24 protein-coding genes and 2 pseudogenes are annotated in these 23,422 nt (G+C 65.0%); 11 read left to right on the top strand and 15 right to left on the bottom strand.

Features of this window, described 5'->3' with window-relative positions; genetic code table 11:
- Positions 1 to 50 precede the first annotated feature (50 nt).
- The 3 genes and pseudogenes from DK261_RS33810 to DK261_RS04615 all read left to right on the top strand — a co-directional run.
- Positions 51 to 815: pseudogene (locus DK261_RS33810) on the top strand (PAS domain-containing protein); the annotation flags it as partial.
- Positions 816 to 818: 3 nt separating this feature from the next.
- The gene (locus tag DK261_RS33805; protein ID WP_371356887.1) at positions 819 to 1,370 is read left to right on the top strand and encodes a methyl-accepting chemotaxis protein; all 552 of its coding nucleotides are present in this window, start codon (positions 819 to 821) and stop codon (positions 1,368 to 1,370) included.
- 91 nt (positions 1,371 to 1,461) lie between these two features.
- Positions 1,462 to 2,001: a DUF1003 domain-containing protein gene (locus DK261_RS04615; RefSeq protein ID WP_009050344.1), complete on the top strand. Its 540-nt coding sequence runs from the start codon at positions 1,462 to 1,464 to the stop codon at positions 1,999 to 2,001.
- 1 nt (position 2,002) lies between these two features.
- On the opposite strand, the gene DK261_RS04610 is transcribed toward DK261_RS04615, so the two are convergent.
- On the bottom strand, positions 2,003 to 2,983 hold the full coding sequence (locus tag DK261_RS04610; RefSeq protein ID WP_371923055.1) for a LysR family transcriptional regulator: 981 nt from the start codon (positions 2,981 to 2,983) through the stop codon (positions 2,003 to 2,005).
- Between DK261_RS04610 and DK261_RS04605 the strand changes: the two genes are divergently transcribed.
- Both DK261_RS04605 and DK261_RS04600 read left to right on the top strand, forming a co-directional pair.
- On the top strand, positions 2,982 to 3,701 hold the full coding sequence (locus DK261_RS04605; RefSeq protein ID WP_041984589.1) for a CTP synthase: 720 nt from the start codon (positions 2,982 to 2,984) through the stop codon (positions 3,699 to 3,701). The genes DK261_RS04610 and DK261_RS04605 overlap by 2 nt on opposite strands.
- Complete coding sequence (locus DK261_RS04600) at positions 3,698 to 4,021, top strand: antibiotic biosynthesis monooxygenase (protein ID WP_016704120.1); 324 nt, start codon at positions 3,698 to 3,700, stop codon at positions 4,019 to 4,021. Before DK261_RS04605 ends, DK261_RS04600 begins: the two co-directional genes overlap by 4 nt.
- A gap of 31 nt (positions 4,022 to 4,052) precedes the next feature.
- Here the strand turns inward: DK261_RS04600 and DK261_RS04595 are convergent, their stop codons facing one another.
- Entirely contained in the window at positions 4,053 to 4,385 is a 333-nt protein-coding gene (locus DK261_RS04595) for a DUF2025 family protein (protein WP_009050348.1), read from the bottom strand.
- A gap of 250 nt (positions 4,386 to 4,635) precedes the next feature.
- On the opposite strand from DK261_RS04595, the gene DK261_RS04590 reads away from it, so the two are divergent.
- On the top strand, positions 4,636 to 5,760 hold the full coding sequence (locus tag DK261_RS04590; protein WP_016704119.1) for a glycerophosphodiester phosphodiesterase: 1,125 nt from the start codon (positions 4,636 to 4,638) through the stop codon (positions 5,758 to 5,760).
- A gap of 10 nt (positions 5,761 to 5,770) precedes the next feature.
- Positions 5,771 to 6,451, top strand: a complete 681-nt coding sequence (locus DK261_RS04585; protein WP_041984585.1) for a helix-turn-helix domain-containing protein — start codon at positions 5,771 to 5,773, stop codon at positions 6,449 to 6,451.
- Position 6,452: 1 nt separating this feature from the next.
- On the opposite strand, the gene DK261_RS04580 is transcribed toward DK261_RS04585, so the two are convergent.
- Entirely contained in the window at positions 6,453 to 7,340 is an 888-nt protein-coding gene (locus tag DK261_RS04580) for a sterol desaturase family protein (RefSeq protein ID WP_028683189.1), read from the bottom strand.
- A gap of 153 nt (positions 7,341 to 7,493) precedes the next feature.
- On the opposite strand from DK261_RS04580, the gene DK261_RS04575 reads away from it, so the two are divergent.
- Positions 7,494 to 7,811, top strand: a complete 318-nt coding sequence (locus tag DK261_RS04575; protein ID WP_009050352.1) for a PepSY domain-containing protein — start codon at positions 7,494 to 7,496, stop codon at positions 7,809 to 7,811.
- Positions 7,812 to 7,873: 62 nt separating this feature from the next.
- Here the strand turns inward: DK261_RS04575 and DK261_RS33800 are convergent, their stop codons facing one another.
- Positions 7,874 to 8,578: a methyl-accepting chemotaxis protein gene (locus DK261_RS33800; protein WP_371356886.1), complete on the bottom strand. Its 705-nt coding sequence runs from the start codon at positions 8,576 to 8,578 to the stop codon at positions 7,874 to 7,876.
- 228 nt (positions 8,579 to 8,806) lie between these two features.
- Positions 8,807 to 8,917, bottom strand: a pseudogene (locus DK261_RS33795) (hypothetical protein); the annotation flags it as partial.
- An 855-nt stretch (positions 8,918 to 9,772) separates the two neighbouring features.
- On the opposite strand from DK261_RS33795, the gene DK261_RS04565 reads away from it, so the two are divergent.
- Both DK261_RS04565 and DK261_RS04560 read left to right on the top strand, forming a co-directional pair.
- Positions 9,773 to 10,795, top strand: coding sequence for a transporter (locus DK261_RS04565; RefSeq protein WP_009050354.1), 1,023 nt, complete (start codon positions 9,773 to 9,775; stop codon positions 10,793 to 10,795).
- Positions 10,796 to 11,079: 284 nt separating this feature from the next.
- Entirely contained in the window at positions 11,080 to 12,696 is a 1,617-nt protein-coding gene (locus tag DK261_RS04560) for an inorganic phosphate transporter (protein ID WP_110175339.1), read from the top strand.
- A 145-nt stretch (positions 12,697 to 12,841) separates the two neighbouring features.
- Here DK261_RS04560 and DK261_RS04555 read toward each other — a convergent pair whose 3' ends face one another.
- The 6 genes from DK261_RS04555 to DK261_RS04530 all read right to left on the bottom strand — a co-directional run bounded on the left by DK261_RS04555 (position 12,842) and on the right by DK261_RS04530 (position 18,621).
- Positions 12,842 to 14,164: a cytosine permease gene (locus DK261_RS04555; protein WP_110175338.1), complete on the bottom strand. Its 1,323-nt coding sequence runs from the start codon at positions 14,162 to 14,164 to the stop codon at positions 12,842 to 12,844.
- Between the two features lie 112 nt (positions 14,165 to 14,276).
- A complete protein-coding gene (locus DK261_RS04550; protein WP_110175337.1) occupies positions 14,277 to 15,251 on the bottom strand; it encodes a biotin-dependent carboxyltransferase family protein in 975 nt (324 codons plus the stop codon).
- Positions 15,248 to 16,120, bottom strand: coding sequence for an allophanate hydrolase subunit 1 (locus tag DK261_RS04545; RefSeq protein ID WP_110175336.1), 873 nt, complete (start codon positions 16,118 to 16,120; stop codon positions 15,248 to 15,250). The genes DK261_RS04550 and DK261_RS04545 overlap by 4 nt, the downstream gene beginning before the upstream one ends.
- On the bottom strand, positions 16,117 to 17,505 hold the full coding sequence (locus DK261_RS04540) for an acetyl-CoA carboxylase biotin carboxylase subunit (RefSeq protein ID WP_041984577.1): 1,389 nt from the start codon (positions 17,503 to 17,505) through the stop codon (positions 16,117 to 16,119). Before DK261_RS04540 ends, DK261_RS04545 begins: the two co-directional genes overlap by 4 nt.
- Positions 17,506 to 17,515: 10 nt before the next feature.
- Entirely contained in the window at positions 17,516 to 17,761 is a 246-nt protein-coding gene (locus DK261_RS04535) for an acetyl-CoA carboxylase (RefSeq protein WP_038634370.1), read from the bottom strand.
- 101 nt (positions 17,762 to 17,862) lie between these two features.
- Positions 17,863 to 18,621 carry a 5-oxoprolinase subunit PxpA gene (locus DK261_RS04530; RefSeq protein WP_110175335.1) on the bottom strand — a complete coding sequence of 253 codons (759 nt, stop codon included), beginning with the start codon at positions 18,619 to 18,621 and terminating at the stop codon, positions 17,863 to 17,865.
- Between the two features lie 246 nt (positions 18,622 to 18,867).
- On the opposite strand from DK261_RS04530, the gene DK261_RS04525 reads away from it, so the two are divergent.
- Complete coding sequence (locus DK261_RS04525; RefSeq protein WP_016703884.1) at positions 18,868 to 19,785, top strand: LysR family transcriptional regulator; 918 nt, start codon at positions 18,868 to 18,870, stop codon at positions 19,783 to 19,785.
- 109 nt (positions 19,786 to 19,894) lie between these two features.
- On the opposite strand, the gene DK261_RS04520 is transcribed toward DK261_RS04525, so the two are convergent.
- From DK261_RS04520 to DK261_RS04505, 4 genes are read right to left on the bottom strand one after another with little or no spacing between them, the layout of a single operon-like run.
- Positions 19,895 to 20,500 carry a membrane integrity-associated transporter subunit PqiC gene (locus DK261_RS04520; protein WP_009050356.1) on the bottom strand — a complete coding sequence of 202 codons (606 nt, stop codon included), beginning with the start codon at positions 20,498 to 20,500 and terminating at the stop codon, positions 19,895 to 19,897.
- Entirely contained in the window at positions 20,497 to 22,185 is a 1,689-nt protein-coding gene (locus DK261_RS04515; RefSeq protein ID WP_039968145.1) for an intermembrane transport protein PqiB, read from the bottom strand. The genes DK261_RS04520 and DK261_RS04515 overlap by 4 nt, the downstream gene beginning before the upstream one ends.
- The gene (locus tag DK261_RS04510; protein ID WP_009050358.1) at positions 22,178 to 22,792 is read right to left on the bottom strand and encodes a paraquat-inducible protein A; all 615 of its coding nucleotides are present in this window, start codon (positions 22,790 to 22,792) and stop codon (positions 22,178 to 22,180) included. The genes DK261_RS04515 and DK261_RS04510 overlap by 8 nt, the downstream gene beginning before the upstream one ends.
- Positions 22,792 to 23,400, bottom strand: coding sequence for a paraquat-inducible protein A (locus DK261_RS04505; RefSeq protein WP_009050359.1), 609 nt, complete (start codon positions 23,398 to 23,400; stop codon positions 22,792 to 22,794). The genes DK261_RS04510 and DK261_RS04505 overlap by 1 nt, the downstream gene beginning before the upstream one ends.
- Positions 23,401 to 23,422 lie beyond the last annotated feature (22 nt).

The following is a 23,422-nucleotide window of genomic DNA, read 5'->3' as shown; positions in this document are numbered from 1 at the left end:
GCAGACAACAGGGACTGACTCCAGGTTTTTCCCACTGAGCACCAGCCATCATGCTATTCAACCGCCATAACAAAACCATCGACGCCTTGCACCACACCATCGCCCAGCAAGCCAGCCTGCTCGAGGCCATCGACCGCTCGATGGCGGTGATCGAGTTCGACCTGGAAGGCACGGTCCTGAGGGCCAACGACAACTTCCTCAAGACCATGGGCTATCGCGCAGAGCAGGTCATCGGCCAGCCCCATCGCCAGTTCTGCAACGCCGAATTCACCCGCGGCACTCAATACCGCGAACTCTGGACCCGCCTGAAAAACGGCCAGTTCGAATCGGGGACCTTCGAGCGCGTCAATGCCAAAGGCCAGCCGGTCTGGCTGGAAGCCAGCTACAACCCGATCAGGGATAGCGACGGCAAGGTCTTCAAGGTGGTCAAGTACGCCCTCGATGTCACCGAGAAGATCCAGCAGGAAAGCGAGTCCAGGGGCAAGCTGCACGCCATCGACCGCGCCATGGCGGTGATCGAGTTCAACCTCGACGGCAGCGTCATCACGGCCAACCAGAACTTCCTCGATCGCCTCGGCTACAGCCTTGCCGAACTCAAGGGCAAGCATCACCGGATCTTCTGCAAACCCGAGCTGGCCAACAGCAACGCCTACCAGGACTTCTGGCGGCGCCTCAACCAGGGCGAGTTCTTCAGCGGGCAGTTCGAGCGCGTCGACAAACGTGGGCAATCGGTATGGCTGGAGGCCAACTACAACCCGGTGTACGACGCCGCTGGCCGCCTGTGCAAAGTGGTGAAGTTCGCTTCCGACGTGACCGCGATGGTAGAGAAACACGCCCAGGACGCCCAGAGCGCGACCCAGGCCTACCACATCTCGGTGGAAACCCGGCAAGTCGCCGAACAGGGCACCGCGGTGATCCAGCAGGCAGCCAGCGAGATGCGCCAGATCGCCGCCAACATCGAAGACTCCTCGACCCTGATCGCCAAGCTCGGCGAGCGTTCCGAGCAGATCACCGCCATCGTCAACACCATCCGCGCGATCGCCGAGCAGACCAACCTGCTGGCGCTCAATGCGGCGATCGAAGCCGCGCGCGCCGGCGACCAGGGCCGCGGCTTTGCCGTGGTCGCCGACGAAGTCCGGCAACTGGCCGCCCGCACCAGCGGCTCGACCGCGGAAATCTCGGGGATGATCGACATGATCCAGCACGAAACCCAGCAGGCCATCAAAAGCATGGACGGCACCCGGGACCGGGCTGCCAAGGGTGTGGGCCTGGCGGATCAGGCCGGCACGGTGATCCTGCAGATTCGTGACGGAGCCAGCGAGGCGGTGCAGGCCGTGAGCATGTTCGCCAACGAACGCGCCACGCTCTAAACCGGCGTTTATCAATCAACGGTGTCGACGCCAGGGAAGGCGTCGGGCAACGGGCTATAGTGACCGCCAGTCCCATCGCCCCGAGCCCGCCATGAACCCGACCCCATCCGAAACAGCCTCAGCCGCCCCTGTCGACCATCTGCGCTTTCACCGCCCGCATGCTCATCTGGCCCCGACCTTCGGCACCGACAGCTTTGCCCTGAAGGCCGAAGCCTTCGCCCGCTTTTTCGGCACCCCGACCTTCCTCGGCGCGCAAACCCTGATCGTGCTGATCTGGGTCGGGCTCAACCTGAGCGGCGTGACGCACTTCGACGTCTACCCGTTCATCCTCCTCAACCTGGCCTTCAGCCTGCAATCGGCCTATGCCGCACCGCTGATCCTGCTGGCCCAAACCCGCCAGGCCGCGCGCGACAAAGCCCAGACCGATGCCGATGCCCAGCACCGCGAAGCCATCGCTATCGCCAACAGCGAACGCCAGGCGCAAGCCGCGCAACACACCGCGCAACTGCTCGAACTGCTGGAGCAGAACACCCGCCTGACCGAGATGACCAAACAGCTGACCGAACGCATCGAAAGCCTGACCTCGGAAATGCACCAGCACGTCCTGCACAAGGCCCCGCCCCAGGCATGACTCACTGCGGCGCGCGCAGGCGCTGGCTCAATTCGTCGAACAGCGTCACCACCGCACGCAGCGCCCGGCAGTCGGCCCGGGTCAGCAGCCAGAGCGCGGTGTTGCAGCCCGGCAGTGGATCGCTCAAGGGTTGCAGGACGCAGGTGTCATCGAGCAGGAAATCCGGCAGCACCGCCACGCCCAGTCCGGCCTTCACCAGTTCGCTGACCGCCAGCATGCTGTTGCAGCGATAGCCCGGCACCACGCCGGGCAACGCCTGCCGACGCCAGGCCACCGTGGCGTGGTCCGGGAGGAAATCGTCCGGGGCGATCCAGGTCAGCCCGGCCAGATCCTCCGTCGCCCCGACCGACTGCCGATAGCTCGGACTGGCACAGACCCGATAAGACACCGCCCGCAGCTGCCGGCCTACCAAGTGCTCGGGTGGTGTGCGCGTCAGGCGCAGGGCCAGGTCGGCGTCGCGCCGACTGAGGTTGGCAAAATCATTCGAGGTGCTGAGCTCCAGGGCCAGTGCCGGGTAACGCGGCATGAATTGCGCCAGCGCCGGCAACAGCAGGCCCTGCAATACCGAATCGGTACAGGTCAGGCGCACCGTGCCGCTGACCACCGCGCCGCCCTGCTCTACCCCGACCTGTGCCGCGTCCAGTGCCTGTTCCGCGCGTTCGGCCTGCTCGGCCAGGGTGCGGGCCAGGCCGGTGGGCAGGTAGCCGGCGCGGCTCTTGTCGAACAGCTGCTGGCCCAGCGCGGCTTCGAGACGACGCACCGCACGGAACACCGTGGACACATCGACTTTCAACAACGCCGCCGCGCGGGCCAGGGAGCCACCGCGCACCAGGGCGAGGATCAACGACAGGTCGGGGTAGTCGAGCCGATAGTGCGTAGCTGCATTGATCACTTGGATAAACGCCAATATTGAATGCGTGAACGCCAATCTATAGTGACGGCCAACCACCCACAAGCGTTGGCCATACCGGGAGAAGTCCATGCCGCATATCGCACGTCCGCCCATCCTGCACATCGCCCTGGTAGGCGACTACGACCCTCAGGTCATCGCGCACCAGGCCATTCCCCGGGCGCTGGAAATGGCCGCCGAGGAAACCGGCCTCAAGGTGCACTATCGCTGGATGGCCACCGACAGCCTGACCTGCGACGAGCCGTTGCAAGCGTTCGACGGCATCTGGTGTGTGCCCGCCAGCCCCTACCGCTCGATGGACGGTGCCTTGCGGGCGATCCGTTTTGCCCGCGAACAGCAGCGGCCCTTCCTCGGCACCTGCGGCGGTTTTCAGCATGCGGTGCTGGAGTACGCGCGTAACGTGCTGGGTTGGGCCGATGCCGAGCACGGCGAAACCCATCCCGAGGCCGAGCGCGCCGTGCTCACGCCATTGACCTGCGCCTTGGTGGAAGCCACCGACAGCATTCATCTGTGTGAAGGCAGTCGCATCGCCGAAGCCTATGGCGAGCGCCAGATCAGCGAGGGTTATCGCTGTCGCTACGGGGTCAACCCGCAGTTCGCCGCGCAATTGCTCGAGCACAACCTGCGCCCCAGCGGCTACGACTCGGCCGGCGACCTGCGGGCGGTGGAACTGCGCGACCATCGGTTTTTCATCGCCACCCTGTTCCAGCCGGAACGGGCGGCGCTCAAAGGCGTCGTGCCGCCCCTGGCCAGCGCCCTGCTCGCCGCTTGCCTGGAGCGCCACCCATGATCGCCCGCACACCCGAGGCGCCCTATTACGCGGTGATTTTCAGCGCCCAACGCCGCGAGCCGGACCCGGCCTACGAACAGGCCGCCGAACGCATGGTCGAGCTGGCGCAACAGCAGCCGGGATTTCTCGGCATGGAGTTCGCGCGTAACGAGGATGGCTTCGGCATCACCGTCTCCTATTGGCGGGACCAGGCTTCGATCCTTGCCTGGAAGCAACACGCCGAGCATTGCATCGCCCGTGAACGCGGGCGCAGCGACTGGTACGCGGCCTGTCATACCCGGGTGTGCAAGGTCGAACGCGCCTATCTGTTCGAACGCTGAGACCTCTCCCCCGCCAAGCGTGACGCCTGGACTATTGCGCCGCCGGCAGCCGATTGCGCACCGCCGAAATCTCCGGCAGGTCGGTGCGGCGCATGTACACGCGCAAGGGTTCGCTGATGTTGATGCGCTCGTCGATGTTCTGCTCCAGCAGCAACTGGATCAGCTCGCGCTTGAGCACCATGACCTGGCCCTCGGCGGTGGCCCAGACGAATTCGCTGGCGGGGGTGATGGCGTCGTCGGCGACGTCCATGCCGAAGGAGTCTTCGCTGAAGCGCACGATATGCTGGCCGCTCTTGCGGTTGAAACCGACAAAACCCTTGAGCTGGTCGGCGGCCTGGCAGATGAGTTCGGATGTGATGCGCATGGTAAACCTCACTGAGTGTCCCGCAGGACAGGTGATCGATGGTTTACACGCAGGGCAAGAGTGGACTTGTTCCAGGGCTTCCCTCTGACGGGGAAACTTCAGGGCGCAAGCGTACTGCAAAGCACCCCACAAAAGCGTCGGGAAATTTGCCGCAGGTGCAGATTTATGTCGGTTTCGCGATAGCACAACGGCCATTCAATTGTTAAAAGGTAGTCCTTTGAAAACCGCCCTCCACGAAAGGACCTCGACCATGCCTGCCACCTTCACCAAAAGCGCCCTGATGCTGAGCCTGATGCTTGGCCTGGGCCAGGCACAGGCCGCCAGCCCAAGCCCCACCGCACTGGCTGTCAGCCAAGGCATTCCACACCCGGCAGTGATCGCTCACCGGGGCGCGTCCTTCGATGCACCGGAGTCCACCGCCGCGGCCTACAAGCTGGCCCGCGACCTGGGTGCCGACTACCTGGAAATGGACCTGCAACGCAGCAAGGACGGCGTGCTGTTCGCCCTGCATGACAACAACCTGCAACGCACCACCGACGTCGCCAGCAAGTTTCCCGAGCGCAAGGACAGCCCGGCCAACGCCTTCACCATGGCCGAACTGAAAACCCTCGACGCCGGCAGCTGGTTCAACCAGGCCTATCCCGACCGCGCCCGTGCGAGCTACGTCGGCCTGAAGATCCTGACCCTCGACGAAATCATCGACATCGCCCAGAGCAACCCGCATCACAAGCCCGGCCTGTACATCGAGACCAAGGAGCCCCAGCAGTTCCCCGGCATCGAGCACGACCTCAAGGAAAAACTCCAGGACCGCGGCTGGCTCAGCCCGGCTGGCTCCAAGCTGGCGAAAAGCGACCTGGCGGTAGGCCAGGGCAAAGGCAAGGTGGTGTTGCAGACCTTCGAGAAGAGCAGCCTGGAACTGCTGCAGAAAGAAATGCCCAAGGTGCCGAAGATCCTCCTGCTGTGGATCGGTGAAGGCGGCATGCAGCCCAAGTCCGACGTGACCTTCGCCAACAGCGGCGAGAAGGACAAGGCGGCCTACTACGCCAAGCAGGAACCCAAGGACAAGGCCGAGTTCGAGCAGTGGGTCAGCTACGCCAAGGCCCAGGGCGCCATCGGCACCGGCCCGTCGGCGGCACTGACCAATGGCGGCGACCAGAGCTACTTCGACCTGGTGCAACCCTGGATGAACCAGTTCACCCACGACCAGGGCCTGCTGGTGCACGTCTACACCATCGATGAGCCGGTGGACTTCAAGAAGGTCCTGGACTCCGGTGTCGACGGCATCTTCACCAACCGCGCCTCGGAGCTGCTCAAGTACGTCAAGCGTCCGGCCAGCGGCAGCGTGAGCCAGCTGCTCGAGGCCAACGGCTACTGAGCCGGTCGCCGTGCGCACGCCCGAGTGGACAGGCCAGCTGTGGCTCGGGCGTGACTACGGACTGATCCAGGGCGAGCTGGGGCGCACCGCGCCCCACGCCCACTACGCCCATCAACTTATCCTCGCCCCCGCTGCGCCAGTCACCGTCAGCCTCGACGGCCAGCCCTGCACCGCCCGCCACGTGTTCATCCCGGCCATGCAACGGCATGCCATCCTCGACGCGCCCGGGACCCTGTTCACCCTCTACGCCGAACCGCTGACGATTGACGCCCAGGCCCTGCAACACAGCCTGCTGGGTGTCGAGCTGACGCTGCCGGCGCTGGCCGAGGCGCTACAGCGTTGCCCGCGCCGAGTCTTGCAGGACCGGCGGATCGAAAAGGCCCTGGCCGCCCTCGACCGACAATTGGCCGGCAAGGTCTCGGCCAGCGCCCTGGCGGCCCATGCGCACCTGTCCCTGAGCCAGCTCGAACGGCTGTTCAGCGGCCAGCTCGGCTTGCCGGTGCGGCGCCTGGTGCTGTGGCGGCGCCTACGCCTGGCGATGGGCCTGGTACTGGCGGGCCAGGCCATCACCGAGGCGGCCCATGGCGCCGGCTTTGCCGATTCCGCGCACTTCTCCCGCACCCTGAAAACCCTGTTCGGCGTCACCGCGCGCCAGGCCCTGCAACACATCGAGCTGCGCCTGCTGGACTGACTCAACGCCGCAGCGGCAAGGGCACCGGCGGTTCCTCATGGACGGCTTGCCTGCTGAAGGGGGCGAGCAATTGTTGCCAATACGCCTGCGGATAATCCGGCTGGCTACCGATGCCCAGGTCGCCTTGGCGCATCGGGTAGGTCGAAGAGTAAAACGCCGTGCCCAGCAGCCAGTCCCAGACATTCAAGAACAGGCCGAAATTCACATTGCCGGCGGTGCCGTACTTCATGTGGTGAAAGCGGTGCATCGGCGCCCAGGCGAACACCCAGCCCAGGGGACCGGGGCGCATGTCGACATTGGAGTGCTGCAACAGCAGCTGGATGGCGATGGCGAATGCGAGCAACTGCGCCACCGGCAAGGGGACTCCCAAAAACAGCAGTGGCAACAGCCCGGCGCTGGCTTCCAGCAACTGATGCAGCGGGTGTTTCATCAAGCCATTGAAGCCATACAAGCGCTGCACGCTGTGATGCACCGCGTGCAGGCGCCACAGCCAGGACAGCCGGTGGCTGAAGTAATGCGCCAGGGTCAGGCCGCAGTCGGCGATGACAATCGCCAGCGCCAGCTGCGCCCACAGCGACCAGCCGCGCGGCCACAGCCCATCGAACGCCAGCAGGCTCACCAACCCCGGCAACAGCAGCAACCCCAGGGCGTTCAGGCTTTCATTGACCAGTGCGTGCAACACGTCGCGCAGGCGATCCTGCTGCGGGCGGTTCCAGTCCACCTCATAGGGCAACCACCACTCCGCCAGGAAGGACACCCCGAGCGCCCCGGCGAACACCAACAGCAACCAGCCCGGAGCGAGCCCCGGCGTGCCGATCACCCACACGCCAGCGCCGATGAAGCCGGCAAAGAACGCCGGACCGTACAAGCCTTTGATCATTGTTTTCATCACTGCCTCTCCTGTTCGAGAGCACAGCTTGAAATACCCGAGGGGCACTGGAATTGAACAAACGGCGCAAAGCTTGCGCTGAATTAAGGGTGAATTAAGTTGTGCCGGCTAATCTGAACCCACTCAAAACGAATCACCCCAAGGAAAGACACTATGAAAACGTTGACTGCCCTGTTCGCCGCGACCGCCCTGACCCTGACCGCTGGCCTGGCCCAGGCCGACGTGCGCCCGGACCTGATCCCGGGCCTGCTCAAGGCCGGCACCATCATGGACCTGGAAAAACTCAACCAGGCGGCACTGGCCGAACACCCTGGCACCACCGCCGCCAGCATCACCGACACCGAACTGGAACAGACCGCGGCCGGTGCCTACGTCTACCAGGTGGAACTGCGTGACGCCAAGGGCGTCGAGTGGGACGTCGATCTGGATGCCAAGACCGGCAAGGTCCTGAGCAACAAGCAAGACAAGTAATGCTTCAATACAAAAAAGCCGCGTGCCCGAAAGGCCACGCGGCTTTTTTATTCACCGACGCATCAGGCACTCAGGCGTGCCGTCACCTCGTTCAACTGCCCCGACAGCTCGTGCAGGTTCTGGCTGGCGCGTTCGGTGCGTTGCACGTTATCCAGGTTGGTGCTGGCGATCGAGGTGATCTCGGTCAGGTTGCGCGAGATGTCCTCGGCCACCGAAGTCTGCTCCTCCGCCGCCGTGGCGATCTGCCGGTTCATGTCGCGGATCGCCTCGACCGCCTCGGTAATCCGCTCCAGCATGGCGCCGGCCTGGGTCACCTGCTCGACGCTGGCATCGCTGCGCGCCTGGCCACTCTCGATCGCATGGGCGGCGTCCAGCGCGCCGGTCTGCACGCTCTGGATGATCTGGTTGATCTCGATGATCGATGCCGCGGTGCGCTGCGCCAGGCTGCGTACCTCGTCGGCGACCACGGCGAAACCACGTCCGGCCTCGCCGGCCCGCGCCGCCTCGATGGCGGCGTTGAGTGCCAGCAGGTTGGTCTGTTCGGCAATGCCGCGGATCACTTCCAGGACCTTGCCGATACGCCCGCTGTCGGCTTCCAGGCGGCGGATCACCTCGGCGGTGTTGGCGATTTCACCGCGCATCAGGGTGATGGTGTGGATGGTGCCCTGCATCACCTGCTCGCCCTGCTGGGCCGACTGGTCGGCGTCATCGGCGGCCCGCGCCGCATCCGCCGCATGGCGTGCCACTTCCTGGGCGGTGGCGGACATTTCGTTCATCGCCGTGGCAACCTGGTCGGTGCGGTTGAACTGATCGTTGGTGCCCTGGGACATCAGGGTGGCAATGGCATTCAGCTCGCCGCTGGCGCTGTCCAGGTCGGACCCGCTGCGCTGCAGGCGGCTGAAGGTTTCGGCGAGGAAATCACGCAAGGTGTTGGCGGCCACCGCCAGCTTGCCCAACTCGTCCTGGCGGCTGCTGGCCACGCGCTCGGCAATCCGCCCACGGCTGAGTTGCGCCACGTAGTCGATCAACTGGCGGATCGGTTCCACCAGGCTGCGGTTGACCAGCCACAGGCTCAGCAGGCCGATCAGCAAACCCGAGGCCAGCATCACCAGCAGGCCGATCCACACCGTGCGCTGGGCGCCGGCGCTGATGTCCCGCGACTGTTCGCTGCCCTGCTTGCGCAGCTCGCTCACCAGTTCGCTCATCTGCTCGCTGGCGGCGCGGTCCACGCCCTTGACCGCGGCGTCGCCGGCGGCCGGATCGGCACCGGCGGCGACAAAGGCATCGCGACCTTTCTGGTACGCCGTGCCCAACACCCGGTGCTCTTCACGCAAGCGCTCGATCCGGCCCTTGAGCGCCGCATCGATGCCCGGCTCCGCCGCCAACTGGCCAAGAATGCCCTGCACATCGCGCTGGCGATCCTCGAACTGCTGCCAGTATTTGCTCAGCTCGGCGCTCTGCTTGCCACGCAGCAACACGTTTTTCCATTCCTGCACCTGGACCTTGAATTGCAGGTTGGCTTCATCGAGCAACTGCGAGGTGCGCAGCGGCCCCTCGATCAACTCGCGATAACCTTGCACGCCATTGGACAGGAAGTGAAAACACGCCAGCGCGATCAACAGCATCGCCAGCAGGCTGCCGCTCAACAAAGCCAGGACTTGCGCTCTCAGGGATTTTTGCAAGGACATCGAATGAGATCTCTCAACAGGGATAGAGCACGCCCGAGGCGGGCATGGGTAGCGTGCGAACATCCCTGTCAGGCGAACCAGGGCAAGCCGGTCGCGCAGTCGTCGTATGCGTGATCGGCCTGAAAGAGGCATTCTTGAGGACCTCCGACAGCCGGTTATAGGTGCTGAATGTTGCACTTCAAACCGTCACAAAATGGTCATGCGGCCTTGCGATGATCGGGCCCAAGTGAACCTGTAAACCGCCTACAGGTGCCTTCCCTCCTGCGAGCCTCCATGAACCACAGCATCGACCATGCCCATCGCGATTCGGATCTGTTCGGCCTGCTCTACGGCTTCGCGTTTCGACCCGGCGAGCGGGGTCGCGAACTGGATTCGGCCAAGGCCCTGCAAGCCTTGCAACAGCCGGACGATGGCGAGGAATTTGTCTGGCTGCACCTGAACCTGGCGCATGCCGCCTGCGAACGCTGGATGCAGACCCACCTGGCGCTGCCGGAAGAATTCTTCGAGGCCTTGCACGAAGGTTCGCGCTCGACCCGCATCGAGCATGTGGATTCGGCCCTGCTGGCGGTGGTCAACGACGTGGTGTTCAACTTCGGCAGCATGGTTTCCTCGGACATCTCCACCCTGTGGGTCTGCGTGCGCAGCCGGTTGATCGTCAGCGCGCGCCTGCAACCCCTGCATTCGGTGGACAAGCTGCGCTCCTCGGTCAAGGCCGGCGAACGTTTCCGCTCGCCCCTGGAACTGCTGGTGCACCTGCTGCGCGACCAGGGTGAAGTGCTGACCCAGATCGTGCGCAAGACCAGCCTCAACGTCGACCAGATCGAAGACCAGTTGCTGGCCGCGCGGATCTCCACCAACCGCGCGGAACTGGGGGCCATGCGCCGGGTGCTGGTGCGCCTGCAACGCCTGCTGGCGCTGGAGCCGGGCTCGCTGCTGCGGCTGCTCAACCGGCCGCCGCCATGGTTGCAGAAGGAGGACGTCAAGGAGCTGCGCAAATCCACCGAGGAGTTCGCCCTGATCATCAACGACCTCACCGCCCTCGGCGAGCGGATCAAGCTGTTGCAGGAAGAGATCGCCGCCAATATCAACGAACAGACCAACCGCACCCTGTTCACCCTGACCGTGGTCACGGTGCTGGCGCTGCCGATCAACATCATTGCCGGCTTCTTCGGCATGAACGTCGGCGGCATCCCCTTCTCCGGGGATCCGGAAGGTTTCTGGATCCTCGTCGCGCTGGTCGCCACCTTCACCGTCATCGCCGGCCGCTGGGCGTTTCGCAAGCGCCAGGATATGTAGGCCCCATTCTCTGTAGCCGCTGCCGCAGGCTGCGCAAGGTCCGCAGGACCTCCGGCGATTTCAAGGCCGCCACGGCCGGCCCAGACCGATCGCAGCCTGCGGCAGCAGCTACCGACGCCATCGCGGGCAAGTCGGATCGCCGCCCGCTCGCTCCTACAGAAAAGGGCGCGGCTTCTTGACCAGTGGTTAAAGGATTCACCCAAACACTGACCTGAGGCAGTCTCTCTGTAATATTTGGCAACGATCATGGGCGACACTCCTTTCTCCCACAGGATTGTCCGGCAATGGCCACCCCTTCACTGACCGCCGCCTCCCCTTCCCCCGTCCTCGAAGCCAGACCGCCGCTGGATAAAAAAGCCAGCCCCTTCACCCTCGTGGTGTTCTTCGCGATCCTCGCCATGGGCCTGTTGTTCACCGCCTACAGCCTGATGCACGACATGCACGAGCTGGGCACCACAGTCACCACCTGGACCCCGTTCCTGCTGCTCGGCGTGGCACTGCTGATCGCCCTGGGCTTCGAGTTCGTCAACGGTTTCCACGACACCGCCAACGCCGTGGCCACGGTGATCTACACCCACTCGCTGCCGCCGCATTTCGCGGTGGTCTGGTCGGGTTTCTTCAACTTCCTCGGCGTGCTGCTGTCCAGCGGCGCGGTGGCCTTCGGCATCATCGCCCTGCTGCCGGTGGAGCTGATCCTGCAGGTCGGCTCGTCGGCCGGCTTCGCGATGATCTTCGCCCTGCTGATCGCCGCCATCCTGTGGAACCTCGGCACCTGGTGGCTGGGCCTGCCGGCCTCGTCGTCCCACACCCTGATCGGCTCGATCATCGGCGTCGGCGTGGCCAACGCCCTGATGCACGGCCGCGACGGCACCAGCGGCGTGGACTGGAGCCAGGCCACCAAGGTCGGCTATGCCCTGTTGTTCTCGCCGCTGATCGGCTTCGCCTTCGCCGCCCTGCTGCTCCTGGCCCTGCGCCTGTTCGTGAAGAACCGCGCGTTGTACAAGGCGCCCAAGGGCAACACCCCGCCGCCGTGGTGGATTCGCGGCATGCTGATCGTCACCTGCACCGGCGTGTCCTTCGCCCACGGCTCCAACGACGGCCAGAAAGGCATGGGCCTGATCATGCTGATCCTGGTCGGCACCCTGCCCATGGCCTACGCGCTGAACCGCACCATGCCGGCCGACCAGGCCCTGCAATTCGCCGCCGTGGCGCAAGTCACCCAGCAAGCCCTGGTGAAAAGCGCCCCGCAACCGGCCCCCACCGACCCGCGCGCGGTGCTTTCCGACTATGTGCGCAGCAAGGAAGCCACGCCGCAGCTGGTCCCGGCCCTGGCCGCCCTGACCGGCCATATCGGTGACGAAGTGAAGGGCTACGGCTCCCTGGCCAAGGTGCCGGCCGAAGCCATGGGCAACGTGCGCAACGACATGTACCTGAGCAGCGAAACCATCCGCCTGATGGACAAGAACCAGGTCGGCGATTTCGACGCCGACACCCAGGGCAAGCTGCAACTGTTCAAGCAGCAGATCGACAACGCCACGCGCTTCATTCCGCTGTGGGTGAAGATCGCCGTGGCCATCGCCCTCGGCCTGGGCACCATGGTCGGCTGGAAACGCATCGTGGTCACCGTCGGCGAGAAGATCGGCAAGACCCACCTGACCTACGCCCAGGGCGCTTCGGCGGAAACCGTGGCAATGCTGACCATCGGCGCCGCCGACATGTTCGGCCTGCCGGTGTCCACCACCCACGTGCTGTCTTCAGGTGTGGCCGGGACCATGGTCGCCAACGGCGCCGGCCTGCAGATGCAGACCATCCGCAACCTGCTGATGGCCTGGGTGCTGACCCTGCCGGCGGCGATCCTGCTGTCCGGCAGCCTGTACTGGCTGTTCACCCAATTGTTCTGAACACTACCTCTCCTGGTAGGAGCGGCCGGTCGACGCTCGATTGCCCGCGATAGCGTCAGTGGTCACTACACCGTTCAAGGATTCGAAGCGGGTGGTGTCTGTCGCAGCCTTATCGCGGGCAAGCCTCGCTCCTACAGATCGGATCTCAGCTGATGGCAGGCAATCTGCCGCGGCTGCGGCTGGACAGGCCCACTTGCAAGACAAACGCCAGCACCCCGGTCAGCGGTGCGGAAAAACTCGCCAGCCCACCGCCGGCCCACATCAGCAACAGACCCAGGGCGGTCCCGCCGAACCAGGCGCCCAGCCCCGCGCCGTTGAACGCTGCGACACGCTCGATGGCCGCCACCTCGGTGCGCCCGGACAGGATCTGCGCCAGCGCCACACCAACCCAGGCGACAACGAAGATGCCCTGGTAGGCCAGCGCCTTGAGCAGATAGGCGAACACGTCCGCCAGCATCAGCACATAGACGATCACCCCCACCGCCAGCGCCCACACCATGTATGAACCACGCACGCCGAAGCGGCCGAAGAACGCCTGCATGTTCAGGGTCGCCAGGTAGTAATTGGCGGTGTTGATGCGGGTTTGCGTGGCCCAGACGAACAACAGCCCCCACAACCCCATGAGTTGCAGGATCGCCATCACCACCGAGACTTCGTTGAGCGCGCCTTCGTGGGGAATGCTGCTGACCAGGTAGATGCCCGCCGCGCCGTTGAGCAGGAAAGTCACCGCGTAGAACGGCATGCCGAAGTTCCAGCGCCCGTGGTAGCCGGCGTCTTCAGGCTTGCCGAAGCGCGCGTAGTCGAAGGTGAACAGCATCAGGATCCACACCCCCATGTACGCCACGAAACAGTCCCACCAGGCAAAGGCACCGGGGCTGGCCGGGCCGAAATCCAGCCACTGCGGCTGGTAGCCATAACGCGCGATCGACAGCCCCACCGCCACCAGCAGCCCGCCCAGGTACACCGGCAGCAGCACCCCGTTGAGCTTGTCCAGCCAGTGCTGCACGCTGCCCAGAACCAGCGGCACGCTGTACAGCACCACCAGCAGGACGGCCAGCGGATACACCAGCTGCGGATACAGGTGATTGAGCGCCACGGCGATCACCGAACCTTCGAACACCGCGTAGTAGATCGCCGTGGAGAAGAAGATCAGTGTCGCCAGGCAGGCCCCGCTGCTGCCGAACAGCAGCCGGGAAAACAGCGCCACCGACAACCCGCTGCGCATGGCAAAACGGCTGAGCACGCTGTTGACCAGGCCATAGCAGAGCACCGACAGCAGCATGCCGATCAGCGCATTGCGGGTGCCGTGGGCCAACGCCAGGGACGCACCGACCACGATGTAGAACATGGCGCTGCACACGGCCCACCAGGCCATGGTCAGCGACAGCTTGCCCATGCGCGCATCCGCGGCGACAGGGAGATTGGCCGGGTCCTGCCCGGTTTGATTCGCTTGCGATAAAGCAGCCATATGCGTGAACTCCAGGACCAGTCAAGGGTTGAAGCGCGGGCAGCCGCCACCGCACCGAAGCGCGGTGGCGACCAACCTTTTGGCATTTACCCGCGCCAGGCGGCGGGCAGAATCAGGAAGGGAACAGCTTGCTCAGACAGGCGAGCTTTTTCTTGTAGGAGCGCCGGGCCTCCAGCGCTTCTTCCAGGGTCACCGCGACGAAACGGGCCTTCTGGTTGGGTTGCATCTGCCCGATCAGGTCGAGGTCGGCGCTGATCACCGTGCCGATCATGGCGTAGCCGCCACCGGACACAGCATCGCGGTGCAGCACTATGGGTTCGAGCCCGGCGGGCACCTGGATCGAACCTATGGGGTAACAGCTGTCGACGATGTTCGACGGATCGGAACCGGCGCCGAACGGCTGCTCCCGTGGCTGGAAGCCCAAGGCGCTGCCGCCCTTGAAGCGATAGCCGATGCGGTCGGCTTCCGAACCCACGGTCCAGGGCTCGGCAAAGAAGCTGGCCTTGGCCGCGCCGGTCAGGCGCTCGTAGTACAGACCGGGCACCACCCGCAGGCTGATCTCGCCGCCCAGCGCCTGGCGCAGGGCCATGGGCAGGCTGGCTCCCGGCCGGCTCTTCGCGCTGTCGATACCCACCGGCAACTCGTCCCCCGCCACCAGCCGCCGCCCCTGGAAACCACCGAGGCCGCCCAGGGCATAGGTCGAGCGACTGCCCAACACCAGCGGCACATCGATGCCACCGGCGACCGCCAGGTAGGCCCGGGCGCCAGCCTTGGGAAAATCGAAGCGCAGCACTTGCCCGGCCTTGACCGCAAAGGCGGTGTCCAGGTGCATGTCCACGCCATCGACCCTGGGTGTCATGTGGGCGCCACAGACCGCCACCAACGCATCGCGGGTGAATACCAGTTCCGGGCCGAGCAATGTGCACTCCAGCCCCGCCGCGCCAGCCGGGTTGCCCACCAGCTGGTTGGCCGCGCTCAGGGCGTACTGGTCCAGGGCCCCGGACGGCGGAATGCCCAGGTGGTAGTAACCTTCGCGGCCCAGGTCCTGCACCGAGGTAGCCAGGCCGGGTTTGATGACCTTGATCATGCCAGCACCTCCTGCAACGACTTGGGATAACCGACCGGGTCGGCGAGGAACGCATCCAGGGAGAACTCCACCGGACGGATGCGCAGGTCGAACCGCCCGGCCTCGACCTCGGCCACCGCCCGATCATAGGCCTCGCGGTCCATGGGCTTGAACTGCACGATGTCGCCCGGACGGAAGAACACCATGTGTTCCTTGAGGTACGCCAGGTTCTGCCGAGGGTCGTAGATCGGCGCCGGGGTGACGCCGAACATCTGGTAGCCGCCGGCGCCGCGCACCGAGTAGATGCAGCCGAAACAGCCACCGTGGCCGAGGGTCAGCTTTGGCGTGTCGGTGCGCGGCCGCAGGTACTTGGGCACCTGCAACTGGCGCTCGCGCTCGACCATCTGGAACATGAACGGCAGGCCGGCGACGAAACCCACCATCGACACGAACCAGGGCGCGCCACTGTGGGCAGCGATAAACGCCTCGACGTCCACCAGGCCATTGATCCGCGCCGCGTACTCCAGGTCGGTGGCGCTCGGGTCCTGGTGCCGGTCGCGAAAACGCATCAGGGTTTCATGGGTCCAGGGGTCGTTGTACAGCACCGGGATCTCGATGATCCGGGTGTGCAGGGTGCGCTCGGCCACCGCCTCGGCCTCGGCCCCTTGCACGGCTTCGAGCAGTGCGTGGGGGGCAATGCGGTCGGGGTCGAAACGGATCTGGAACGAGGCGTTGGCCAGGCACACATCGAGTACGCCATCGAGCTCCAGCCGCTCCACGGCGCGGGTCACCGCCATGCCCTTGAAGAAGGCTTCCAGGGACATGCTGTCGCTGACCTCGGCGAACAGGTGCTCGTCAGCGCCGAAGCTGTAGCGGATCGCGGTGTTCATGCGGCACCTCCCATACGGCGTGCGGCCAGCCAGGTTTCCAGGGTGCCGGTGTGGAAGTCGGCGTGGTGCAGCCAGGGCTCGGCGAGCAGTTCCCGATGCAGGCCCAGGGTGCTGGCCATGCCAGTCAATGTGCAGTGTTCCAGGGCGATGCGCGCCCGGGCCAGGGCCTCGCCACGGTCGCGACCATGGACGATCAGCTTGGCCAGCAGCGAGTCATAGTACGGCGGCACGCGGTAGCCCGGGTACAAATGACTGTCGACCCGTACACCCGACTCCTGCGGCCAGATCAACTCTTGCACCACGCCGGGGCTGGGGAAGAAGTCCCGGGCCGGGTCTTCGGCGTTGATGCGCATCTGCAAGGCCGCGCCATTGAGGCGGATATCGCTTTGCCGCAACCCCAGCGGTTCGCCGCCGGCAATGCGCAACTGGGCCTGGACCAGGTCGATGCCGGTCACCAGCTCGCTGACCGGATGCTCGACCTGGATCCGCGTGTTCATCTCGATGAAAAAGAACTCGCCGCTGGCCTCGTCATACAGGTATTCCAGGGTACCCGCGCCCCTGTAACCGAGAGCTTCGCTGAGGCGCACGGCGCTGGCGCACAGGGTTTCCCGCTGCAGGTTGTTGAGGACCGGCGATGGCGCTTCCTCGAAGATTTTCTGCCGCCGCCGTTGCAGCGAACACTCACGCTCGAACAGGTGCACCGCGTGCTTGCCATCACCCAGCACCTGCACTTCGATATGCCGGGCCTTGCCGATAAAACGCTCCAGGTACAGCGCGCCATTGCCGAAGGCGGTCTGCGCCTCGCGCTGGGCACGGGGGAATTCTTCCGCCAGTTGGCTGGCGTTTTCCGCCAGGCGAATACCTCGTCCACCGCCACCGGCCGAGGCCTTGATCAGCAGCGGAAACCCCACGGCCTCGGCGGCTTGCAGGGCCATGTCGAGTTCGAACAGTTCCCCGGGCGAACCCGGCACCACCGGCACCCCGGCGGCCTGGGCAGTGCGCCGGGCTTCGGCCTTGTCGCCCATGCGGCGAATGGTGTCCGGGCTGGGCCCGACGAAGATCGCCCCCGTCGCTTCCACAGCTGCGGCGAACTCGGCGTTCTCCGAGAGAAACCCGTAGCCGGGGTGCACCGCATTGGCGCCGCTGGCCTGCAAGGCACCCAGCAACGCCTGCACGTTCAGGTAGCTCTGGTCGGCGCGGGCGGGGCCCAGCACCTGCACCTCATCGGCCAGGCGCGCAGCCATGGAGTCGACGTCCGCTTCGCTGCACGCAGCCACGGTGGGGATACCCAGGGCCTTGGCCGCGCGAATGATGCGCACGGCGATTTCGCCACGGTTGGCCACCAGCAGTTTGCTGATGGCTTGAGTACTGATGGTTCGAGTCATGGGCCTGCCCTCACTGGTCATCAAGCGTGGCAACGACCTGACCCGGTTCCACCGGATCACCGTCCTCTATCGCGAAGGCCGTGAGGCGACCAGCCGTCCCGGCGGTCAGTTCGGAAAACTGCTTCATGACTTCGATCAGGCCAATCACGGTGTCGGCGTCGACGCGCTCGCCAACCTCGACGAAGGGCGCCGACTCGGGCGTGGCCTTGCGATAGAAGGTGCCCGGCAAGGGGGTGATAACGGAATGTTCGGCCATGTCTGTTCCTCTTGGAATAGTTGTAGAAAGGCAGGCAAAAAATCTTCGGCGAACCCCGGCGTCTTCGCGCCTGGTGTTATGGATGAGGATCGCGGATGGACTCAACGCGGCGCACGCACCTCGATCCCGGCCTGGTCCAGGGCGGCGCGGGTGGCCTCCACCAGGCACAGGGCGCCAGGGGTGTCGCTGTGCAGGCAGATGGAGTCGAACTCGATCTCCAGGTCCTCGCCCTCCACGGTGCGCACCAGGCCTTGCTGGCAAGCGCGCACCACACGGGCGGCGACTGTGGCCGGATCAAGGGCGCGCACGTTGCGGGTGAAGACGATGGAGCCGCTGAGGTCGTATTCGCGGTCGGCGTAGAACTCGCGGACCACTGGCTGGCCCAGCTCCCTGGCCACCCGCCAAATCACCGAACCGGGCATGCAATACAGCAGCAGCCCGGGCTCCAGGACTTGCAGGTGTTCAACCAACAAGCGGGCGGCTTCTTCATCCCGCGCCAGGTGCATGTAGAGCGCGCCATGGGGCTTGATGTGTTGCAGCGCCACGCCCTGGACCCGCGCCAGTTCGCGCAGGGCGCCGAGCTGATAGAGCATGTCGTCCACCAGTTCCTGGGCCGGGGCATTGATGTGCCGGCGGCCGAACCCCACCAGGTCGCGGAACCCCGGATGGGCACCGATGGCCACGCCCAGACGCTTGGCCTGCTCGACGGTACGCCGCATGGTGCCGGGGTCGCCGGCATGAAAGCCGGTGGCGATATTGGCCGAGCTGATGAAGCCCATCAGCTCGTTGTCGACGCCATCGCCGATGGTCCAGGGGCCAAAGCTCTCGCCCATGTCCGAATTGAAATCCACTGCCTGCATCGCTGTTGCTCCAACTGCTCGTGACTTCGTGCAGTGGAAATTACGGCCGCCCTTGACCCCTTGGGAAGATCTATTATCAGATACGGCATCTTCTGAAAAACAGATACCGACACTCATGTAGGAACGAGGCTTGCCCGCGATGGCGTCAGTAATCACACCACCGGTTCAGGAGTCTGGTCCGGTGGCGTTTGTCATGATCTCATCGCGGGCAAGCCTCGCTCCTACAGAAGCCTTGAGGAATTCGTGATGTCCCTCACCCTGCGCCAGGTCCGCTACTTCGTCGCCACCGCCGAGATTGGGCAGATTTCCCAGGCGGCGATCCACCTGAACATCTCCCAGTCGGCGGTGACCACGGCAATCAAGGAACTGGAAGCCATGCTCGGCGTGCAGCTGTTCCTGCGTTCGGCCCAGGGCATGAACCTGACCGACGCCGGACGGCATTTTCTCAACCGCGCCTATGTGATCCTGCGCAGTGTCGACGATGCGCTGAACAGCCCGCTGCCAGACTACCGCGCCAGCGGCGTGCTGCACCTGGCGGCCAGCTACACGGTGATCGGCTACTTCCTGCCGCACCACCTGCAACGCCTGGAACACTGGCATCCGGACGTGACCATCGAGGTCCACGAACAGGAACGCCAGGCCATCGAACAGGGCCTGCTGGAAGGCCGCTTCGACATGGCCGTGGTGCTGACCGCCAACCTCACCCACCCGGACATCGTCTCCGAAACCCTATTCAACTCCGAACGCCGCCTGTGGCTGCCCAGCCATCACCCACTGTGCGAGCGCGCCACCGTCAGCCTCGCCGACGTGGCGCAGGAACCCTACATCCTGCTGACCGTCGACGAAGCCGAACAGAGCGCCATGCGCTATTGGGAAAACGCCCGGCAGAAACCCCGGGTGCGGGTGCGCACCAGTTCGGTGGAGGCGGTGCGCAGCATGGTGGCCAACGGCAGCGGCGTGGCGATCCTCTCGGACCTGGTGCACCGCCCCTGGTCGCTGGAAGGCAAACGCATCGAAACCCTGAGCGTGAGCGACCCGGTGACACCCATGAGCGTCGGCCTGGCCTGGCATCGCGAACGGGCGTTCACCCCGGCGATGCAGGCGTTTCGCGACTACTTCCACGACGCCTTCCTTGCGCCGCAGCAGCTGTCGGCACGGCGTTAAGCCGCGCCAAAACGCCAGGAGCGAGCGGGATCGCGATGAGGTACGCGGTACATTCGATCGACCGCGTTACGTGCATCGCGAGCCCGCTCGCTCCTACAGGGGATGGGTGTCAGGAACAGCGCGTGGCCGGGTTCTGCGCCCAGCGTTTGGCGGTGCCGGCAATGCGTTTGGCCAGTTCGTCGATGGCCCGCTGATGGGCCTGGACCAGGCTCGACAGCTCGACGCTGGCCGGCTGGCTGATGCGGCTGCTGCAGGTCAGGCTGCGACGCTCGACGCCGTCACCGCGCAGGCGCAGGTTCCACACCACGTCGATCAGCGCATAACGCCCCGGCACCGATTCGAAGCGGCGCACATCGGTCTGCAGCGACAGGATTGGCTGCCCCGCCGACTTGGGCAGGCCTTCCAGGTTGCGTGTGCCCAGTTGCTGCTCCATCTGGCTGGCCAGGGCATCGTGGAACTCGTCCACCAGCGGCGCGCTCCAGCGCGCGGTTTCCAGGATCGCCAGGGTACCGCCGTCCTGGCGTACCACGACTTGCGGCTGGTCGACCTGCATCGGAATGCGCACCCCGGCCATCTCGAACTGCAGGGCCGGCGCCGCGACGCCAGCGGGCGCCGGCTCGGGCGCCGGCGGCATCAGGGTGTAGTAGTGGGTCGGCGCCGAGCTGCAGGCCGCCAGGCCCAGGGACGCGATCAGCAACGCGAGAGTTTTTTTCATGGCTGGACTTCCGATTCAGGCTCACGAGAAGACGAGGTCGAGGATTTGTAGGCGTCCGGCTGATTGTCCTTGAGCCGCCCGCGGATCAGTGCTTCGGGATGCCGGCTGAGGAAATCGGTGAGCACCCGTACCGAACGGGCGGTGCGCTGCACTTCGTCCATCGCCTGGCCCAGTTGCAGGCGCTGCGGCGAGTCCTCGGCGAAGCTGTCGTTGGCCGTGGTCAGGGTTTTCTTGGTCTGTTCCAGGGTGTTGCGCATTTCTGGCAGCACCTTGCCGTTGACGTTCTCCAGGGTCTTCTGCATCTCGGTCAGGCTGCCATTGAGGTTGTTGGCGATGGCATCGATCGGCAATTTGCTGATCTTCTCCACCACTCGCTGCAACTGCTCCTGCAGCTTGTCGAGCCCGCCCGGTACGGTAGGGATCTCCAACGGCCGCGCGGTCGGATCGAAAGCCACCGGCTTGGCGTTGGGGATGAAGTCCATGGAAATGAGCAGTTGCCCGGTCAGCAGGTTGCCGCTGCGCGCCTGGGCCCGCAGGCCATGCTGGACAAAGGTACTGATCAGGTAGCCGGCGCGGCTTTCGTCGGCACCGCTGAGCTTCTCCAGTTGCTGATGGACCTTGCCCAGCCGCGCCGGGTAGATCACCACGCCGACCAGGGTCGAGAAACTCTTTTTCTGCTCGTCGTAATCCAGGTCCATCGACACCACCCGGCCGATGTTCACCCCGAGGAACTCCACCGGCGCATTGAGCGCCAGCCCGCGCAGGGTCTGGTCGAAACGCATGCGCATGTAATACGGGTCGCCATCGGGCGGCGCCAGTGCGGTGTCCGGGTCGGCGAACAGCTGGTAGCTGGCGTTTTCCTCGGCCGGCTTGGCGTTGGGGCTGTACTTGGGTTCGACGAAGGCAATGCCGCCGGCGAGGATCGACGAGATGGATTCGGTGTTGACCTTCAGGCCGTTGGCGCCCAGGGTCACGTCCACGCCGCTGGCGTTCCAGAAGCGTGAGTCGGTGGTGACGAACTGGTCGTTGGGCGCGTTGACGAAGATCCGCACGTCCACGCCCTTGCCGTTTTCCGACAGTTTGTAGGAAATCACCTGGCCCACTTCGATGCGCCGGTAATAGACCGGCGAACCGACGTCCAGCGAACCCAGGTCATCGGTGCGCAGGGTAAAGCGCTTGCCCTTTTGCCCGTAGGTCACCGGTGGTGGCGTTTCCAGGCCGACGAAGCTTTTCTTGCGCTTCTCTTCCCGGCCGGCGTCGGCGCCGATAAAGGCCCCCGACAGCAGGGTGTCGACCCCGGATACACCGCCGGCGCCAATGCGCGGACGCACCACCCAGAACATCGAGTCGGCGGCGGTGAAGGACTCCGCCGACTGGTCCAGCTCGACCTTGGCGATCACCTTGCTGCGGTTCTTGCTCAGGGCGATGGAGGTGACCTTGCCGATCACCACGTTCTTGTATTTGACCTGGGTCTTGTTGGCTTCCAGGCCTTCGGCGGTCTGGAAGCTGATGGAGATCTCGGGCCCGGCCGACAGCGACTTGTGCACCAGCATCGACAGGCCGACCAGGGCCGCGACTATGGGCACGATCCACACCAGCGAAACATTGAACCGGCGCGTCCTGACCGCGGGGGTGCCCGGCCTCGCTGGCGCGCTTGAAGCGTTGGAACCTGGATGATCAGACATCTTCAACCTCTACATCCCAGATGAGCCGGGGATCGAAACTCATGGCCGCGAACATCGTCAGGACCACGACCAAACCAAAGAACAGGATGCCCATGCGTGGCTCGATCGAGCTCAGGGCGTGGAATTGCACCAGCGCCGCCACCAGGGCGACCACCAGCACATCGAGCATCGACCAGTAGCCGATCACCTCGATAAAACGGTACAGCTTGGCGCGCTCGCGCATCGCCCAGTGGCTGCGGCGCTGACAGGTGATCAGCAGCATCCCCAGGACGAAGAACTTGATGCACGGCACCACCACGCTGGCGATGAAGATCAGCAGGGCAATGTCCCAGGAGCCGTGCTGCCAGAACTCCAGCACGCCACTGAGAATAGTGTTTTCGCTGCCGCTGCCGAAGATCTGGGTATACATCACCGGCAGCACATTGGCCGGGATGTAGAAAATCAGGCTGGCCACCAGGAAGGCCCAGGTGCGGCTCAGGCTGTTGGGTTTGCGCGCATGCACCACGGCCTCGCAGCGCGGGCAGTAGTGAACGTCCTGCGGGCAGGTCTGGCCGCAGGTGTGGCACAGCATCAGGCCCAGGTCGCGGGCGTAGGGAGGCTGGCTCATCAGTAGCGGCCCTCCAGGTCGGTCCAGAGGCGGCGGATGCCCTTGCCGGAGATCAGGATGATCAGCACCGTCAGCATCGCCAGCGACCACAACCCCAGGCCCGGGTGCACGTCGAGCATGCCGGCCAGCTTGACGATGGCCACCAGGATGCCCAGCAGGCACACCTCCAGCATGCTCCACGGCCGCAGGTGCTCCAGGGCACGCATGCAGGCCTTGAAGCCCGGCGCCGCGCGCCCGATGTTGGCGAACCCCAGCACCCAGCAGAGCAAGGCGATCTGCAGGCCGGGCGCAAGGATGATGGCCAGGCCGGTGACGGCGGCGATCAGGCTGATGCGGCCCTGGGCCAGGGCTTCGACCGACTGCCAGAGGGTGGCTTCGTTGCTCAGGCCTTCGAGGCTGATGCCGATCACCGGGAAGGCGTTGGCAAACACGAACAGCAGCGCTGCGGTGATCGACAGGGCCAGCAACTGCTGCACGTTCAGATGTTGGGCGCGCTCCAGCACCGCCCCGCAGCGCGAGCACTGGGAGGTCTGGCCTTTTGCAAGCGGCACGGATTCGTACAGCGAATCGCAATGCTCGCAGATGATCCAGTTGGGAGAGAGTGTCATGGTCTTCGAGTCAGGTGGGACA

This window comes from Pseudomonas sp. RW409 (genome assembly GCF_003184125.1).
In the GTDB taxonomy this organism is placed as follows: Bacteria; Pseudomonadota; Gammaproteobacteria; order Pseudomonadales; family Pseudomonadaceae; genus Aquipseudomonas; species Aquipseudomonas chlororaphis_I.
This window is presented reverse-complemented; position numbering and strand designations above follow the sequence as displayed.

What these genes read in the sequence shown, in the direction of transcription:
- DK261_RS33800 (WP_371356886.1), bottom strand. Translation starts at nt 8,578, where the DNA reads ATGTCCGCCACCGCCCAGGAAGTGGCACGCCATGCGGCGGATGCGGCG.
- DK261_RS04520 (WP_009050356.1), bottom strand. Translation starts at nt 20,500, where the DNA reads ATGAAAAAAACTCTCGCGTTGCTGATCGCGTCCCTGGGCCTGGCGGCC.
- DK261_RS04590 (WP_016704119.1), top strand. Translation starts at nt 4,636, where the DNA reads ATGCCTGCCACCTTCACCAAAAGCGCCCTGATGCTGAGCCTGATGCTT.
- DK261_RS04610 (WP_371923055.1), bottom strand. Translation starts at nt 2,983, where the DNA reads ATGGACTTCTCCCGGTATGGCCAACGCTTGTGGGTGGTTGGCCGTCAC.
- DK261_RS04545 (WP_110175336.1), bottom strand. Translation starts at nt 16,120, where the DNA reads ATGAACACCGCGATCCGCTACAGCTTCGGCGCTGACGAGCACCTGTTC.
- DK261_RS04605 (WP_041984589.1), top strand. Translation starts at nt 2,982, where the DNA reads ATGCCGCATATCGCACGTCCGCCCATCCTGCACATCGCCCTGGTAGGC.
- DK261_RS04550 (WP_110175337.1), bottom strand. Translation starts at nt 15,251, where the DNA reads ATGATCAAGGTCATCAAACCCGGCCTGGCTACCTCGGTGCAGGACCTG.
- DK261_RS04560 (WP_110175339.1), top strand. Translation starts at nt 11,080, where the DNA reads ATGGCCACCCCTTCACTGACCGCCGCCTCCCCTTCCCCCGTCCTCGAA.
- DK261_RS04575 (WP_009050352.1), top strand. Translation starts at nt 7,494, where the DNA reads ATGAAAACGTTGACTGCCCTGTTCGCCGCGACCGCCCTGACCCTGACC.
- DK261_RS04580 (WP_028683189.1), bottom strand. Translation starts at nt 7,340, where the DNA reads ATGAAAACAATGATCAAAGGCTTGTACGGTCCGGCGTTCTTTGCCGGC.
- DK261_RS04535 (WP_038634370.1), bottom strand. Translation starts at nt 17,761, where the DNA reads ATGGCCGAACATTCCGTTATCACCCCCTTGCCGGGCACCTTCTATCGC.
- DK261_RS04540 (WP_041984577.1), bottom strand. Translation starts at nt 17,505, where the DNA reads ATGACTCGAACCATCAGTACTCAAGCCATCAGCAAACTGCTGGTGGCC.
- DK261_RS04510 (WP_009050358.1), bottom strand. Translation starts at nt 22,792, where the DNA reads ATGAGCCAGCCTCCCTACGCCCGCGACCTGGGCCTGATGCTGTGCCAC.
- DK261_RS04555 (WP_110175338.1), bottom strand. Translation starts at nt 14,164, where the DNA reads ATGGCTGCTTTATCGCAAGCGAATCAAACCGGGCAGGACCCGGCCAAT.
- DK261_RS33805 (WP_371356887.1), top strand. Translation starts at nt 819, where the DNA reads ATGGTAGAGAAACACGCCCAGGACGCCCAGAGCGCGACCCAGGCCTAC.
- DK261_RS04530 (WP_110175335.1), bottom strand. Translation starts at nt 18,621, where the DNA reads ATGCAGGCAGTGGATTTCAATTCGGACATGGGCGAGAGCTTTGGCCCC.
- DK261_RS04515 (WP_039968145.1), bottom strand. Translation starts at nt 22,185, where the DNA reads ATGTCTGATCATCCAGGTTCCAACGCTTCAAGCGCGCCAGCGAGGCCG.
- DK261_RS04505 (WP_009050359.1), bottom strand. Translation starts at nt 23,400, where the DNA reads ATGACACTCTCTCCCAACTGGATCATCTGCGAGCATTGCGATTCGCTG.
- DK261_RS04595 (WP_009050348.1), bottom strand. Translation starts at nt 4,385, where the DNA reads ATGCGCATCACATCCGAACTCATCTGCCAGGCCGCCGACCAGCTCAAG.
- DK261_RS04615 (WP_009050344.1), top strand. Translation starts at nt 1,462, where the DNA reads ATGAACCCGACCCCATCCGAAACAGCCTCAGCCGCCCCTGTCGACCAT.
- DK261_RS04525 (WP_016703884.1), top strand. Translation starts at nt 18,868, where the DNA reads ATGTCCCTCACCCTGCGCCAGGTCCGCTACTTCGTCGCCACCGCCGAG.
- DK261_RS04600 (WP_016704120.1), top strand. Translation starts at nt 3,698, where the DNA reads ATGATCGCCCGCACACCCGAGGCGCCCTATTACGCGGTGATTTTCAGC.
- DK261_RS04565 (WP_009050354.1), top strand. Translation starts at nt 9,773, where the DNA reads ATGAACCACAGCATCGACCATGCCCATCGCGATTCGGATCTGTTCGGC.